Source organism: Streptomyces sp. NPDC002623 (genome assembly GCF_053592635.1).
In genome coordinates this window covers 161,220-175,662 of the sequence record NZ_JBSFWB010000008.1, presented here as the reverse complement: position 1 = coordinate 175,662, position 14,443 = coordinate 161,220, and the positions used below count along the sequence as shown (strand labels likewise).

General features: G+C 69.6%; 12 protein-coding genes. 8 read left to right on the top strand and 4 right to left on the bottom strand.

Annotation, left to right across the window (positions count from 1 at the left end):
• Positions 1–5: 5 nt before the first annotated feature.
• A complete protein-coding gene (locus ACWD4O_RS17005) occupies positions 6–1,622 on the bottom strand; it encodes a carboxyl transferase domain-containing protein (protein WP_451280543.1) in 1,617 nt (538 codons plus the stop codon).
• 96 nt (positions 1,623–1,718) lie between these two features.
• On the opposite strand from ACWD4O_RS17005, the gene ACWD4O_RS17000 reads away from it, so the two are divergent.
• From ACWD4O_RS17000 to ACWD4O_RS16990, 3 genes are all read left to right on the top strand, one after another.
• Positions 1,719–2,312: an SACE_7040 family transcriptional regulator gene (locus ACWD4O_RS17000; RefSeq protein ID WP_450945746.1), complete on the top strand. Its 594-nt coding sequence runs from the start codon at positions 1,719–1,721 to the stop codon at positions 2,310–2,312.
• Between the two features lie 109 nt (positions 2,313–2,421).
• Positions 2,422–3,579, top strand: coding sequence for an acyl-CoA dehydrogenase family protein (locus ACWD4O_RS16995; protein ID WP_351906638.1), 1,158 nt, complete (start codon positions 2,422–2,424; stop codon positions 3,577–3,579).
• Between the two features lie 51 nt (positions 3,580–3,630).
• The gene (locus ACWD4O_RS16990) at positions 3,631–4,497 is read left to right on the top strand and encodes an acyl-CoA thioesterase (RefSeq protein WP_451280541.1); all 867 of its coding nucleotides are present in this window, start codon (positions 3,631–3,633) and stop codon (positions 4,495–4,497) included.
• A 7-nt stretch (positions 4,498–4,504) separates the two neighbouring features.
• On the opposite strand, the gene ACWD4O_RS16985 is transcribed toward ACWD4O_RS16990, so the two are convergent.
• The gene (locus ACWD4O_RS16985; protein WP_451280540.1) at positions 4,505–5,311 is read right to left on the bottom strand and encodes a phosphatase; all 807 of its coding nucleotides are present in this window, start codon (positions 5,309–5,311) and stop codon (positions 4,505–4,507) included.
• 66 nt (positions 5,312–5,377) lie between these two features.
• Positions 5,378–6,931, bottom strand: a complete 1,554-nt coding sequence (locus ACWD4O_RS16980; RefSeq protein WP_451280538.1) for a helix-turn-helix domain-containing protein — start codon at positions 6,929–6,931, stop codon at positions 5,378–5,380.
• Positions 6,932–7,055: 124 nt separating this feature from the next.
• Here ACWD4O_RS16980 and speB point away from each other — a divergent pair, with 124 nt between their 5' ends.
• Together speB and ACWD4O_RS16970 are read left to right on the top strand one after the other, a co-directional pair.
• A complete protein-coding gene (gene speB, locus ACWD4O_RS16975) occupies positions 7,056–8,036 on the top strand; it encodes an agmatinase (protein ID WP_451280536.1) in 981 nt (326 codons plus the stop codon).
• Positions 8,033–9,718: a thiamine pyrophosphate-binding protein gene (locus tag ACWD4O_RS16970; protein WP_451280534.1), complete on the top strand. Its 1,686-nt coding sequence runs from the start codon at positions 8,033–8,035 to the stop codon at positions 9,716–9,718. The genes speB and ACWD4O_RS16970 overlap by 4 nt, the downstream gene beginning before the upstream one ends.
• A gap of 36 nt (positions 9,719–9,754) precedes the next feature.
• Here the strand turns inward: ACWD4O_RS16970 and ACWD4O_RS16965 are convergent, their stop codons facing one another.
• Positions 9,755–10,192, bottom strand: coding sequence for an ATP-binding protein (locus ACWD4O_RS16965; RefSeq protein WP_451280532.1), 438 nt, complete (start codon positions 10,190–10,192; stop codon positions 9,755–9,757).
• A 187-nt stretch (positions 10,193–10,379) separates the two neighbouring features.
• On the opposite strand from ACWD4O_RS16965, the gene ACWD4O_RS16960 reads away from it, so the two are divergent.
• The 3 genes from ACWD4O_RS16960 (at position 10,380) to ACWD4O_RS16950 (ending at position 14,385) form a co-directional block, all read left to right on the top strand.
• Positions 10,380–11,138, top strand: coding sequence for a GntR family transcriptional regulator (locus ACWD4O_RS16960; protein ID WP_451280530.1), 759 nt, complete (start codon positions 10,380–10,382; stop codon positions 11,136–11,138).
• 671 nt (positions 11,139–11,809) lie between these two features.
• Positions 11,810–13,162 (top strand): hypothetical protein, encoded by a 1,353-nt coding sequence (locus ACWD4O_RS16955; RefSeq protein WP_451280528.1) that lies wholly within the window; start codon positions 11,810–11,812, stop codon positions 13,160–13,162.
• A gap of 563 nt (positions 13,163–13,725) precedes the next feature.
• The gene (locus tag ACWD4O_RS16950) at positions 13,726–14,385 is read left to right on the top strand and encodes a hypothetical protein (protein WP_451280526.1); all 660 of its coding nucleotides are present in this window, start codon (positions 13,726–13,728) and stop codon (positions 14,383–14,385) included.
• Positions 14,386–14,443 lie beyond the last annotated feature (58 nt).

Below are 14,443 nucleotides of genomic sequence, written 5' to 3'. Positions count from 1 at the left end.
GGTCCTCACATCCGGAAGACGCCGAACTGGGGGTCGCCCAGTGGCGCGTTGGCGCAGGCGGTCAGGGCCAGGCCCAGCACCTGCCGGGTCTCCAGCGGGTCGATCACACCGTCGTCCCAGAGCCGGGCCGTGGCGTAGTAGGCGTTCCCCTGGCGCTCGTACTGGGCGCGGATCGGAGCCTTGAAGGACTCCTCCGCCTCGGCCGGCCACTCCTCGCCGCGCCCCTCCAGCTGGTCCCGCTTGACGGTCGCGAGGACCGACGCGGCCTGCTCGCCGCCCATGACCGAGATCTTCGCGCCCGGCCACATCCACAGGAACCGGGGCGAGTAGGCCCGGCCGCACATCGAGTAGTTCCCGGCGCCGTACGAACCGCCGACCACGACCGTCAGCTTCGGCACGCGCGTGCACGCCACGGCCGTCACCATCTTGGCGCCGTGCTTGGCGATGCCCCCGGCCTCGTAGTCCCGGCCGACCATGAACCCGGAGATGTTCTGCAGGAACACCAGCGGGATCCCGCGCTGGTCGCACAGCTCGATGAAGTGGGCGCCCTTCTGGGCGGACTCGGAGAACAGGATGCCGTTGTTGGCGACGATGCCGACCGGGTGGCCGTGGATCCGGGCGAAGCCGGTGACCAGGGTCTGCCCGAACTCGGCCTTGAACTCCGCGAACCGGGAGCCGTCGACCACGCGCGCGATGACCTCCCGTACGTCGTAGGGGGTACGGGAGTCGACGGGGACGGCGCCGTAGAGCCCGTAGGGGTCGACCTTGGGCTCGACGGCCGGCCGGACCGCCCAGGGGAGCGGCCCGCGCGCGGGGAGCGTGGCGACGATGTTCCGGACGATGCGCAGCGCGTGCGCGTCGTCCTCCGCCAGATGGTCGGTCACGCCCGACACGCGTGCGTGCACCTCGCCGCCGCCCAGTTCCTCCGCCGTGACGACCTCGCCGGTGGCGGCCTTCACCAGCGGGGGCCCGCCCAGGAAGATCGTGCCCTGGCCGCGGACGATGACCGCCTCGTCGCTCATGGCCGGGACGTAGGCGCCGCCGGCCGTGCACGAGCCCAGCACGGCGGCGATCTGCGGGATGCCGGCCCCGGACATCCGGGCCTGGTTGTAGAAGATCCGCCCGAAGTGCTCCCGGTCCGGGAACACCTCGTCCTGCATGGGCAGGAAGGCGCCTCCGGAGTCGACCAGGTAGAGGCACGGCAGCCGGTTCTCCAGGGCGACCTCCTGGGCCCGCAGATGCTTCTTCACCGTCATCGGGTAGTAGGTGCCGCCCTTGACGGTGGCGTCGTTGGCGACGACCACGCACTCGCGGCCGGCGACCCGCCCGATCCCCGCGATGACCCCGGCGGCCGGGGCCTGGTCCTCGTACATCCCGTCGGCGGCGAGCGGGGCGAGCTCCAGGAACGGCGATCCGGGGTCCAGCACGGTGTCGACGCGGTCCCGGGGCAGCAGCTTGCCGCGCGCGGTGTGCCGCGCCCGCGCCTTCTCCCCGCCGCCCAGCCGGGCCGCGGCGAGCTTGCCGTGCAGCTCGTCGACGAGCGCGCGGTGCGCCTGCTCGTTGGCCCGCCAGGCCCCCGAGGCGGGATCTGCCGCACTCGTCAGCTCCGGTGCCTCTTCCATCCTCGCGGTCCCCTCACCCAGTGATCGCCTGTTAATGAGCGTTAACCATTTCCTCCAGGTTAACGACCGCTAACGCCCCTGTCTAGAATTGCCCCCATGGCCACGAGAACCGACGCCCCCACCCGCCGCGAGCAGATCCTCAAGGAGGCCGCGCGGCTCTTCGCCGAGCGCGGGTTCCACGGGGTCGGGGTCGACGAGATAGGAGCCGCGGTCGGCATCAGCGGCCCCGGGCTCTACCGGCACTTCCCGGGCAAGGACGCGATGCTCGCGGAGCTGCTGGTCGGCATCAGCGGCCAGCTCCTGACGGGCGCGAAGCGCCGTCTGGCGGAGGCCGACGGGGGGCCTGCGGCGGCGGTCCTCGACTCGCTCATCGAGGGGCACATCGACTTCGCGCTCGACGACCGTCCCCTGATCACCCTGCACGACCGCGAGCTGGACCGCCTGCGCGAGAGCGACCGCAAGCTGGTCCGCCAGCTCCAGCGGCAGTACGTCGAGCTGTGGGTGGAGGCCCTGCGCGCCGTCTACCCGGGCCTCGCCGAGCCCGCGGCCCGCTCCGCGGTGCACTCCGTCTTCGGCCTGCTGAACTCCACCCCGCACCTCGGCCGACCGGGTTCCCTGCCGGGCCGTGCGGCCACCGCCCGACTGCTGCACCGGATGGCGCGGGGGGCCTTCGCGGCGGCCGGGGAGTGACGAGCGTTACGGACCGATCCCTCTGGACGCCCCTCCCTACCCGCCGGTACGGTGAAACTCTGAGCAAGCGCTTAGATATGGACCCTTGAGCCAGGTGGAGGTGGCGGCGGTGCGCCGTACGGTGTTCAACGAGGATCACGAGGCGTTCCGGGAGACCCTGCGGGCCTTCATCGAGGCCGAGGTCGTCCCGGTCTACGACGAGTGGTTCGCGGCCGGCCAGGCGCCGCGCGACTTCTACTACAAGCTCGCCGAGCTGGGCGTCTTCGGCATCCGCGTCGACGAGGAGCACGGCGGCGCCGGCATCGACTCCTACAAGTTCGAGGCCGTCCTCTACGAGGAGACCGCCCGCGCGGGCGTCTCCTTCGGCGGCTCCGGCGTGCACGTGCTGCTCGGTCTGCCCTACATCAAGCTGCTCGCCACCGACGAGCAGAAGAAGCGCTTCCTGCCGAAGTTCGTCTCCGGCGAGGAGATGTGGGCGATCGCGATGACCGAGCCGGGCACCGGCTCCGACCTCGCGGGCATGAAGTCCACCGCCAAGCTCTCCGAGGACGGCACGCACTACGTCCTCAACGGCTCCAAGACCTTCATCACCGGCGGCGTGCACGCCGACCGCATGATCGTCTGCGCCCGCACCTCCGCGCCCACCGCCGAGGACCGCCGCCACGGCATCTCCCTCTTCGTCGTGGACACCAAGGCCGAGGGCTACTCCGTCGGCCGCAAGCTGGACAAGCTCGGCCTGAAGACCTCCGACACCGCCGAGCTGGCGTTCGTCGACGTCAAGGTGCCCGTCGAGGACCTCCTCGGCGAGGAGAACAAGGGCTTCTACTACCTCGGCCACAACCTCGCCTCCGAGCGCTGGGGCATCGCCTACGGCGCGTACGCGCAGGCCAAGGCCGCCGTCCGGTTCGCCAAGCAGTACGTGCAGGAGCGCACCGTCTTCGGTCAGACCGTCGCGTCCTTCCAGAACACCAAGTTCGAGCTGGCCGCCTGCCAGGCCGAGGTGGACGCGGCCGAGGCCGTCGCCGACCGTGCCACGGAGGCGCTCGACGCCGGTGAGCTGACCCCGGCCGAGGCCGCCAGCGCCAAGCTGTTCTGCACCGAGGTCGCCCACCGGGTGATCGACCGCTGCCTCCAGCTGCACGGCGGGTACGGTTTCATGAACGAGTACCCGATCGCCCGCCTGTACGCGGACAATCGCGTCAACCGCATCTACGGCGGCACCAGCGAGATCATGAAGTCGATCATCGCGAAGGACATGGGCCTGTAAGGACATGGGCCTGTAAGGTCCCGGTAATTACTGACCAGTAGAAATGGCTGCATGAGCCAGGCACTTCAGGATCTCCTCGATCTGCTCGACCTCGAGCAGATCGAGGAGAACATTTTCCGCGGCCGGTCCCGCTCCGCCGTCGTCCCGCGCGTCTTCGGCGGGCAGGTCGCGGCGCAGGCGCTGGTCGCAGCCGGACGGACGGTCCCCGAGGACCGTCTCGCCCACTCCCTGCACGCGTACTTCCTGCGCCCCGGCGACCCGGGCGCGCCGATCGTCTACACGGTCGACCGGATGAACGACGGCCGTTCGTTCACCGCGCGCCGGGTCCTCGCGGTCCAGCACGGACAGCCGATCTTCGCGCTGTCCGCCTCCTTCCAGCGGCACGAGGAGGGCTTCGAGCACCAGGCCCCCATGCCGCCCGCCCCGGACCCGGCCACCCTCCCCACCTCGGAGGAGCGGCTGCGCGGCTACGGCCATCTCGCCCCCGAGATCGTCGAGAAGTTCCTGGAGGCGCGCGAGGCCGTCGACCTGCGGTATGTCGACGAGCCGCCGTACGGGCAGTACGGCGAACCGCGCGAGCCGCACTCCCAGGTCTGGTTCCGCGCCAACGGCAAGCTGGCCGACGACCCGCTGCTGCACGTCGTCCTCGCCACCTACGTCTCCGACATGACGCTCCTCGACTCGATCCTCCTCGCGCACGGCCGCGGCGGCTGGGCGGTCGGTGACGTCGTCGGCGCGTCCCTGGACCACGCGATGTGGTTCCACCGCCCGTTCCGCGCCGACGAATGGCTCCTGTACGACCAGGAGTCGCCGTCCGCGCACGGCGGCCGCGGCCTCGGCCAGGCCCGCATCTACACGCAGGACGGCCGCCTCGCGGTATCGGTGATCCAGGAAGGCGTGGTCCGGGCCCCGCGCTAGGACCGTCCTAGTCCTGCTCGGGATCCTCGCCGAGGCCCGCCGCGGCGAGGAGGTAGGCGACCATCGGGTCGTAGTGACGCGGGCTGACGACATGGTCGTCCAGCGGGACCGCCACCTGGACGGTGCCCTCCGCCTCGGCGATGAACAGCGCCGGGTCGTTGCAGTCGGCGTACCCGACGGAGTCGACGCCGTGCCGGCCCGCGTAGCCCGCCCAGCCGTGGTCGGCGACCACCAGGTCGGGCAGCGGGCGGCCCTCGCGCTCCAGCGCGGTGAGGATGGCCTTCATCGGCTCGCCCGAGTGGGTGTGCCACAGGCTGGCGCCGTGTTCGAGGACGGCCACGTCGGCGAGCTGCCAGACGTACCCCTCGTCCGTCTGCAGCCCCTCCGGGATGACGACGATCTCGCAGCCGGCCGTGCGCAGGGCGGCGGCCGTGGCCCGGTGCACGTCGAGGAGGCCGCCGGGGTGCCCGGTGGCGAAGAGGACCCGCTGCCGTCCCTCGGCCGCCTTGCGCAGCCGGGCCGCCAACCGGTCCAGACCGTCGACCGTCAGCTCGGGGTCGATGGTGTCCTGGCCGTAGCGGTACTCGGGATCGTCGTTCACGCCGACCCGCTCCGCCATCACCGCGAGCACGTCCTGCTCGTCGCTCCAGCGGTCGCCGAGTTCCAGGCCGAGCCAGAAGTTGCGGACGCCGTTGGCCAGTTGGCGGTAGTGGGAGAGGTTGTTCTCGCGCGGTGTGGCGACATCACCTGCGATACGGGTTCTGACGAGGTGGTCGACGAGTTCGGCGCGGCTGGGCGTCCCGGGTATCGGCATGGTTTCCATTGTGAGGCAGCGGGCGGTGCGCGTCTTGGCTGTTCCGGCCGCTGGGACACGCGTCACTCACTCATTTCTGAGCGCGAACCACAGCTCCATCCGTACGTCGGGATCGTCCAGATCCGTCCCCAACAGGGTTGCGCAGCGGGCGATCCGCTGCCGCACGGTGTTGCGGTGCACGGACAGCGCCACCGCCGTGCGGTCCCAGCTGCCGTGCAGGGAGAGCCAGGTGCGCAGGGTCTCGGCGAGCGGGGCGCTCGCGGCGAGCGGGGCGAGGAGCGTCCGGGCGTGGGCGCGGGCCTCGTCCGGCGGCAACAGGCCGAGCAGACCGGCGCCGGAACCGTGCCGGACGAGGGCCGTGCGGGTGGCGCGGGCCCGGGCCAGCGCGCGGCCCGCCTGCGCGTCGGCGGCCGGCCAGCCGGCGGGGTCCGCGGCCGCGCTGACGCCGAGGGTCCAGCCCGGCTGCGGCCCCGGCGTCCGGTCGGCCGGCACGAGGACCCGGACGACGTCTGCGGCCAGGTCCACCAGCGGTGACCCGAGCGCCGCGCCGAGCGCCGAGGCCGCCACGGGGTCGGGCGCCTGCGCCTCGGGCCGTGCGTGCACGACGAGCCACCGCTGACCGGATCCCCGGCTGAGCAGCGGCGCCACCTCCTCGGGCGCGCCGCCCAGCAGCAGCCGCACGAGCGCGGAGGAGCGGGCCGCTCCCGAGCCGCTCTGCTGCTCGCCGGTGAGGAGCGAGAGCAGGACGGCGGCGACGGAGGCGATGGTGTGGTCACCGGGGTCCCGCCGAGGCGCCGCGACCCCGAGCACGAACCCCTGACCGGCGCCCAGCGCGTAGGCGGCGAGATGGGCGCCGGAGGGGGCGGTGTCGCTGGCGGTGGAGGCGATGGCCGAGGTGGAGGCCGGGGCCGAGGCGGGGGTCGAGGCGGGGGTCGAGGCCGGGGTCGAGGCGGGGGTCGAGCCGGGGGCGGCCGAGGCTCGGGCGGTGAGGATGCGGGCGAGGTCGGCGAGGGGAAGGTCGTCCGGGGACGCCTGCCCCGCCCCCGCGATCTCCGTCCCCTCCGGCCCGTACAGCACCGCGCGCCCCGCGACCCGCTGGGCCAGTTGCCGCAGGACGGCAGGGACCGGGTCCGGCCGGGAGGCGGCGGCCGCGAGGCTCGCCTGCGCCTCCGTCACCCGGCGCAGCTCGGCCGTGCGGGCGCGCTCCATCAGCTGCCAGACGGCCCGGGCGACGGCCGCGAAGGTCGTCCGCGGCGGCACCTCCAGCAGCGGCAGCCCGTGCGCCTCGCAGGCGGCGACCAGCGCCCCCGGCACCGTGTCGTGCACCGGCGCCACCCCGAACCCCAGGGCCGCACCGCCGCCGGAGACGATCCGCGTCACGTAGTCGTCGAAGTAGGCCCGTGACCCGGCCGTCCCCGGAATGTGCACCCCCGCCGTCAGCAGCAGCTCGCCGCCCAGCAGGTACGGGTACGGGTCGGTCATCTCCGAGGCGTGCGCCCCGTGCAGCACGACACCGGGATCGGCGGGCCCGGCGATCTGGCGCAGGGCGAGGTCCTCCCGGGCCAGGAGGGCGGCGAGGGGTACCGGTGGAGTGAGAGGAACGGCCGACTGCTCCGCCATGGTGTGCGTTCCCTCCACTGTCTGCCCCTTGGATGGAGGAAACGTACACTTCGTGTCGGCTCTCCCGCCACCTACGCTCGATGGCGGACCAGGCGACGAAGCGAGAGAAAGAAGGCATACGACCATGAGCGGCAACGAGATGCCCCGCGGCCCCGTCGACTCCTCCCGCATCCCGAGGTACGCGGGCCCCGCGACCTTCGCCCGGCTGCCCCGGCTCGACGAGGTCGGCCGCGCCGACGTCGCCGTGGTGGGCGTGCCGTTCGACTCCGGAGTCTCCTACCGCCCGGGCGCCCGCTTCGGCGGCAACGCGATCCGTGAGGCGTCCCGGCTGCTGCGGCCGTACAACCCCGCGCAGGACGCCTCCCCCTTCGCCCTCGCCCAGGTCGCGGACGGCGGCGACATCGCGGTGAACCCGTTCGACATCCACGAGGCCGTGGAGACGATCGAGGCGGCCGCAGACGACCTGCTCGGCACGGGCGCCCGTCTGATGACCCTCGGCGGCGATCACACCATCGCCCTTCCGCTGCTGCGCTCGGTCGCGAGGAAGCACGGACCCGTGGCCCTGCTCCACTTCGACGCCCACCTCGACACCTGGGACACGTACTTCGGCGCGGAGTACACGCACGGCACGCCGTTCCGCCGGGCGGTGGAGGAGGGCATCCTCGACACCGAGGCCCTCTCGCACGTCGGCACGCGCGGCCCGCTGTACGGCAAGCAGGACCTGACCGACGACGAGAAGATGGGCTTCGGCATCGTCACGTCGGCGGACGTCTACCGCCGCGGCGCCGACGAGATCGCCGACCAGCTGCGGCAGCGCATCGGCGACCGACCGCTCTACATCTCCATCGACATCGACTGCCTGGACCCGGCGCACGCCCCCGGCACCGGCACCCCGGAAGCGGGCGGCATGACCTCCCGCGAACTCCTCGAGATCCTGCGCGGCCTGGCGTCCTGCAACCTGGTCTCGGCGGACGTCGTCGAGGTGGCCCCCGCGTACGATCACGCGGAGATCACGTCGGTGGCCGCGTCCCACACGGCGTACGAACTGACCACGATCATGTCCCGTCAGATCGCGGCGGCCCGGAAGGACTCGGAAGCGAAGTGACTCACGACCACGACCTGGTACTCCGCCCGACGGAGGCGCAGATCTCCGCTGCGCTCAACCCTCCTTCCGGCCGCATCGGCGGAGACCTGGTCGTGGAGACCCTGGCCGCGCTCGGCACGACGACGGTCTTCGGACTGCCCGGCCAGCACGCGCTGGGCATGTTCGACGCCCTGCGCCGCTCCGCGCTGCGCTACATCGGCCTGCGGGTGGAGAACAACGCGGGCTTCGCGGCGGACGCGTACGGCAGGATCACCGGCGAGGCGGCCCCGCTCCTGCTCTCGACGGGCCCGGGGGCACTGACCTCCCTCGCGGCCCTCCAGGAGGCGGCCGCGGCCTCCGCCCCGGTGCTGGCCATCAGCAGCCAGATCCCGACGGCGGGCCTGGGCGGCGGCAGGCACGGCTACCTCCACGAACTCCCGGACCAGTCGGCCTCCTTCAGGGGCGTGGTGAAGTCCGTCCACACGGTCCGCGCCCAGTCCCAGATCCCGTCCGCGATCGAGGCGGCCTGGAAGTCGGCGCTGACGGCGCCGCACGGCCCGGTGTGGGTGGAGATCCCGCAGGACGTGCTGCTGGCCGAGACGTCGCTCCCGGTGGTGACGGGAGGCGACGCCTTCCCGGAGGAACTCCCGCCCCGCCCCGAACTGACGGCAGTGGCGGCACACCTGCTGTCGACGGCCGCCCGCCCGGCGATCATCGCGGGCGGGGGAGTGGTGCGGGCGGACGCGTCGAAGAAGCTGCGCGCGCTCGCGGAGCGGATCCAGGCCCCCGTGGTCACCACCCCGGGCGGCAAGGGCGCCTTCCCCTGGCAGCACCCGCTCTCCCTCCAGTCCTGGATCGAGGACCGCCACACCACGGACTTCCTGGAAGACGCGGACGTACTCCTGGTGGTGGGCTCGGGACTAGGCGAACTCTCCTCCAACTACCACACGTTCAAGCCCCGCGGCCGAGTCGTCCAGATCGAGGCGGACCTCGGCAAACTCGAGTCCAACCACCCGGCGCTAGGCATCCATGCGGACGCCCGTCTCGCCCTGCAGGCACTGCTGGAGACGGTGTCCGCGCGGACGGACGAAACGGCTCCACAGCGCGTCCGCGAGGTCCTGACGAAGGTGGCCGACCGTATCGCGGCCCAGGAACTCACCCTGGAACAGGACGTGTTGGCGTCGGTGCGAGCGGCGCTCCCGGCAGCCTCCCCGTCCTTCTGGGACATGACCATCCTGGCGTACTGGGCGTGGTCGGCGTTCGACGCCAAGGGCCCCAACCACATGCACTCCGCCCAGGGCGCCGGCGGCCTCGGCTACGGCTTCCCGGCGGCCCTGGGCGCGGCGGTCGCGGACCCCACCCGCCCGGTCCTCGCGGTCTCGGGGGACGGTGGCGCGCTGTACTCGATCGCGGAACTGGCGACGGCGAAGCAGTACGCCCTCGACGTCACCTGGCTGATCGTCGACGACGGCGGCTACGGCATCCTCCGCGAGTACATGACGGAAGCCTTCGGCGAACCCACGGCCACGGAACTGACCCGCCCCGACTACGTGGCCCTGGCGGAGTCCTTCGGCGTCCCGGCCGTGCGGACGTCCCCGAAGACCCTGGAGACGGACCTGGCGAAGGCGCTGAGGGCACCGGGCCCGTCGGTGGTGGTGCTTCCGGCGGTGCTGCGGATGTTCGCACCGACGCATCTGGACTGAGCAAACGGTCCTGTCCCTGTCCTGCTCAGCCCATCGTCATTGGGACAGTGACAGTTCGGCCCAGATCGCTTTGCCGATGCCATTGCGCCGAGGGCAGCAGCCCCATCGCTGCGCGAGAGCCTCGACCATGGCGAGGCCGCGACCGTGCTCGTCTTCGGCAGTTGCCTTTCTCGGCTGGGGACGGGCGTTGTTGGCGTCGGCGACCTCCACCCGTAGGCGTCCTTCGTATTGGGCGATCCGCACGCCGATTTCGCGTCCCGCCGGGGTGCGTGCGTGCCGGAGTGCGTTGGTGACCAACTCCGAGAGCACCAGCTCGGCCGCGAAGGCCGCCTCGCCATTGATCTTCCACTCGGTGAGCTGGGTGCGCAGAAGACACCGGGCGCGGCTCGCGCTGCGAGGACTGTGCGGTACTTGCCACTGGACCTCTGACATGTCGGGACTCGAGGCGTGCGAGGACGTGGTGTGGACCTGCATGACGACCTCCAAGGCGACTGGCGGACCTTTACATCTCTAGAGATGTCGCCAGTGAAGCATCCATCCGGGAGCTTCGCTGCACATCTCTAGAGATGTGTACGGAATTGCCCGTACGGAGTCGTCGTCCGGCTGTGGCTGCGACGTCTGATGCCTAGGATGTCTAGAGATGATCAGAGGAGTGGCCTGGATGAGCAGCCCGGATGCGAGGCGTCAGCCCAAGTACCAGCGCATCGCCGCAGAACTGCGAGCGGCCATCGAGGCCGGTCGGTACGGGCCGGGTGAGCGTCTGCCCGGTGAGAACGAGCTCATGGCGGCGCACGGTGTGGCGCGTATGACGGCCCGGCAGGCGCTGGGTGTTCTGCAGGCCGAGGGGATGGTCGAGGCACGCAAGGGTGTCGGAGTGTTCGTCCGGGCCTTCCGACCGATCCGACGGCGGGGCATCGAGCGCCTCGCTCGCGCTCAGTGGGGAGAGGGGCGATCCGTTTGGGAGGCGGATGCCGCCGGCCGGGAACTCCTTGTCGATTCGGTCGAGGTGACTGAAGAGGATGCCCCGGCTGTGATTGCGGGTGTTCTGACCCTGGGAGAGGGGGCGAGGGTGTGCGTTCGGCACCGCCGCTACAGCCTGGATGGCAAGCCCGTGCTGCTTGCCACGTCCTATCTCCCTGCGGACCTTGTCTCAGGCACGCCGATCACCCAATCCGATACCGGACCCGGTGGCCTCTACGCCCGGTTGGCGGAACTCGGCCGCAAACCCGTCCGCTTCCGTGAGGAGATTCGCTCCCGAATGCCGAGCGCGACCGAGGCCGAACAGCTCGGGTTGCCGTCAGGTGTGCCGGTGGTGCTGGTCGCCCGTACCGCTTTCGACGCCCAGGGCGCTGCGGTCGAGGTGAACGACATGGTGTTGGACTCGTCTGCGTATGTGTTGGAGTACGGCTTCGAGGCATGAACAAGGGTCGCCGTCGTGGGAGTAGCTACGACGAAAGAACTCGCAGCGATCCCGTCAACCCTGACGGCTGCGCCGGCCTCAGGGGTCTCCGACCGGCGCCGTCAGATGAGGCAGCTCAAGAGTCACACCTCGAAGCTAGCGGAGGCGCTGCTCACCAACCGTGAGTTCGGCATAACAGGCACTGCCGAATGCTCGACAGCCGCCCAGCCGAGAGGACTGGATGGACGTTCAACGGTCGGCTGGAATCTAAAGCTTGAGAACGACGGCTCACGTCGGTCAATTCGATCACGCAGTGTCTTCGGGGGGCGATCCACCTGTCGTCTGGACCCGACGACCTTGGATGGATGCCAGATCTCCGGGTGCAGGCATAACACGTCCAGTGTGGCAGATCATCTCCGGGACCCCAGGCCGGAGCGGGGTGGGGGTGGTCACCCTCGGGCGTCGCCTGTCAGCGTTGGTCGGCCTCGCACGGCCCAGGGACGGCCCAGGGGGCTGAACGATCCGACCGTAGCGGCAGCCCTGTTGACCAGGTCATCTCGGATGCCGCGGCCCGTCGTTGGCCTCGGGCCTGACCGCATGGCTGTGGCGCGCAAAGTTTCGCGTCTCTGACAGCTACATGATCTTTCCATAATTCGGCTGATTGCGAGAGCTGGAACTGCCAGACTGCCGACATGGACAAAATTCACACCAAAGCAACAGAACTAGTTTTGACCGCTGTCGCCAATGCCGAATACTCCGATAACACAAAACCCTGGGATTATGGCTGGTGCACCGAATCCTACCGACACTCTCAGACCGCCGCCATCTCTTCACCGAGCGGTCCAGTTCGCCTATCCGCAGAGGGTGTTGGGAGATTGGAGGAGCTTCACGCATTGCTCGCCAAACAGCCACAGGTACGTGATCGGTGGAGCTTGGAAGAGCTTTGGGGATTTCTGGCGACACTCATCGCCTTCGTCCACGGATCCGAAGAACCGGAAGATAAAGCAAGGCGACTACTCGCGCGCATTATCTATACCGAACCATCCATTGTCATCTTCCCGGTTTCAAACATTGAATGGACTGGGGAGCCCGTAAGGATGGGAAAGAAAAATGTAATCGGTCTCCTAGATGAGAAATTTGTTGATTCAGTTCAAAATTTGGGCGGTCGAGGGCAAGCACACAGAAGTCAAATCGAAACCTATGTAAGCGAGCTCAAGCATAGGGAGCCGCGAGTCGGATTTGCCGCGCTCGTTCCGGGGCAACGAGGCATGGCACGCCGCCAAGCGGCAAGGAACTTCCATGCCTTGGTGAACCTAACAATGATGCTCGTCACGAATAAGAGCGATCGCAATTTGTGGTCCCTCAGAGGGGACACGAATCGTCCAGGTCTCAGAGGTATCGCACTGGACAGAAAGGCGGTCGAGGCCAGCGTTAGAGAGTCAGGTGACCACGCGGAACTATACTCCAACCCACTGGTGATAGATGCCATTGGAAACAGCGGTGGCATTCAATGGCGTGGAGAAGATCCTGTACCCCTGAAAGAGCTACTAGCGGACGATTTACTGCATGCCGCCGTCGAGACATGCCTAATGCAAGAGAACAGCTTCTTGCGGCGGCTACACGTCGCTGCTCGCTGGTTCGCTGAAAGTTATTGGGCTTCAGCGCAGGACGATGCAGCCTTGGCGGCGGGCGTGGCACTGGATGCTCTGCTGGGATCAAAATCTGCTCTGCCCGGACGGGCCATGAAGGAGCGGTACGCCCTTCTTGAACCAGACCCCAGAGCAAGGTCAAAGCGGGCGAAGGAGCATGAAGATTTCTACTCCGTCAGAAGTACTGTCGCCCACGGCGGTGAAGTTCGCAAGCTCAGCGAAGGCAACTTCTTGAGGGACATGCAGGACTCGGTAACCTGGGCCGCCTGGAGATTGCTCGACATTCACGCGACATTCTCAGTTTCCAGCGAGAAGGAGTTTGAATCGCTGTTTGACGAAATTCGATGGGGAACGCGCGAATGGCCCTCGGCGGGAGGAAATGACTCTGGAAGTTAACCCGCAGGTCGGCGGAGCGGCTTTGGGCTGGAGCTGCTTTGGGGCGAGTGATCATGGCCCCGTAAGCTGATGGCGAGTCGGGCAGTCAGTGGACCTGCCCGTAAAGCGCGACGTTGGGGCCATGATCTTAGAGGCTCGCCCCAAAGTGGCTGCCTAAAGCCGTGGAGCCGACCGCCCCAGCCACAAAGGGTGTCTCCCCACCTCATGCCCGCAGCCGCCGAGCGCGCCGCCGGGCGCGGCCAGCCGGGGCGCAGACAGGAGGCAGGCCGCGCCGCAGAGGCGGCGCGCGCCCGCGCCGTGCGCGGGCCTTGATGATGTAGGGAAAGTTGTACCGCGCCGCGATCACGAACCGCTGTCCGGTCCCGGTAGATGCCTGACACTTCGATCCCCGCTGATGGTTGGCGGTGGCCGTGATCGGATTTTCGTGTACGGCGCATCAACGGGAACACCCTCACATCCGCCCGCGCGCTCCCCATACTGTGTTGATCTTCCAGTGATCGGCGAGCCCGCCAAGAGCCCCGCAATTCCCTGTCGGCCAAGATGATCGTTGATACGGTCCCGGCATGCCCGCCCCCCGTGTCACCGCCGACGATGTCGAGTCCGCCGTACGCCAAGCCGCTGCCGCCCTCCGGGGTGCCGGGGCAGTCGACTGGGACGCCAAAGCCGGTTCCCTGGAGTGGAGTTGTTGGGAGACCGTCGAGCATCTGGCCGACGACCTGTTCGCCTATGCCGCCCAACTGGGGCCGCAGAGCCCGCCGTCGGACCGGGAGATCCCCTTCGTCTGGCGGCGGGAGAGGTCCGGCGGGCCGGCGAACGTCGTCTTCGCGGACCGGGCGGCCGGGGCGGCCGGGCTCGTTCAGGTGCTGGAGGCCAGTGGGGCTCTGCTCACGGCCATGGTGCGGACGACCGCGCCGAGCGTCAGGTCCCACCATGTCTTCGGCGCCTCCGACCCCGAGGGCTTCGCCGCGATGGGCGTCGTCGAGACGCTGGTGCACCTGCACGACGTCGCCGAAGGGCTCGGGGTGGAGTGGGCACCGGAACCCGGACTGTGCGACCGCGCGCTGACGCGTCTCTTCCCGGCCGCCCCGACCGACACCGCCCGGTGGCCGACCCTGCTGTGGGCGACCGGGCGGGGCGAGCTGCCGGGGCGGGCGCGCCTCACCGAGTGGCGCTGGTACGGCGCTCCCCGGGCCGAGCGACTCGACGGCGCCGACGGCTGCTGACGTACCGTCACGCTGTCCGGCCACGGTCGGGCGACGCGCCGTGGAGCGCCTGGACGGG

What these genes read in the sequence shown, in the direction of transcription:
- ACWD4O_RS17005 (WP_451280543.1), bottom strand. Translation starts at nt 1,622, where the DNA reads ATGGAAGAGGCACCGGAGCTGACGAGTGCGGCAGATCCCGCCTCGGGG.
- ACWD4O_RS17000 (WP_450945746.1), top strand. Translation starts at nt 1,719, where the DNA reads ATGGCCACGAGAACCGACGCCCCCACCCGCCGCGAGCAGATCCTCAAG.
- ACWD4O_RS16990 (WP_451280541.1), top strand. Translation starts at nt 3,631, where the DNA reads ATGAGCCAGGCACTTCAGGATCTCCTCGATCTGCTCGACCTCGAGCAG.
- ACWD4O_RS16985 (WP_451280540.1), bottom strand. Translation starts at nt 5,311, where the DNA reads ATGCCGATACCCGGGACGCCCAGCCGCGCCGAACTCGTCGACCACCTC.
- ACWD4O_RS16980 (WP_451280538.1), bottom strand. Translation starts at nt 6,931, where the DNA reads ATGGCGGAGCAGTCGGCCGTTCCTCTCACTCCACCGGTACCCCTCGCC.
- speB (WP_451280536.1), top strand. Translation starts at nt 7,056, where the DNA reads ATGAGCGGCAACGAGATGCCCCGCGGCCCCGTCGACTCCTCCCGCATC.
- ACWD4O_RS16965 (WP_451280532.1), bottom strand. Translation starts at nt 10,192, where the DNA reads ATGCAGGTCCACACCACGTCCTCGCACGCCTCGAGTCCCGACATGTCA.
- ACWD4O_RS16960 (WP_451280530.1), top strand. Translation starts at nt 10,380, where the DNA reads ATGAGCAGCCCGGATGCGAGGCGTCAGCCCAAGTACCAGCGCATCGCC.
- ACWD4O_RS16955 (WP_451280528.1), top strand. Translation starts at nt 11,810, where the DNA reads ATGGACAAAATTCACACCAAAGCAACAGAACTAGTTTTGACCGCTGTC.
- ACWD4O_RS16950 (WP_451280526.1), top strand. Translation starts at nt 13,726, where the DNA reads ATGCCCGCCCCCCGTGTCACCGCCGACGATGTCGAGTCCGCCGTACGC.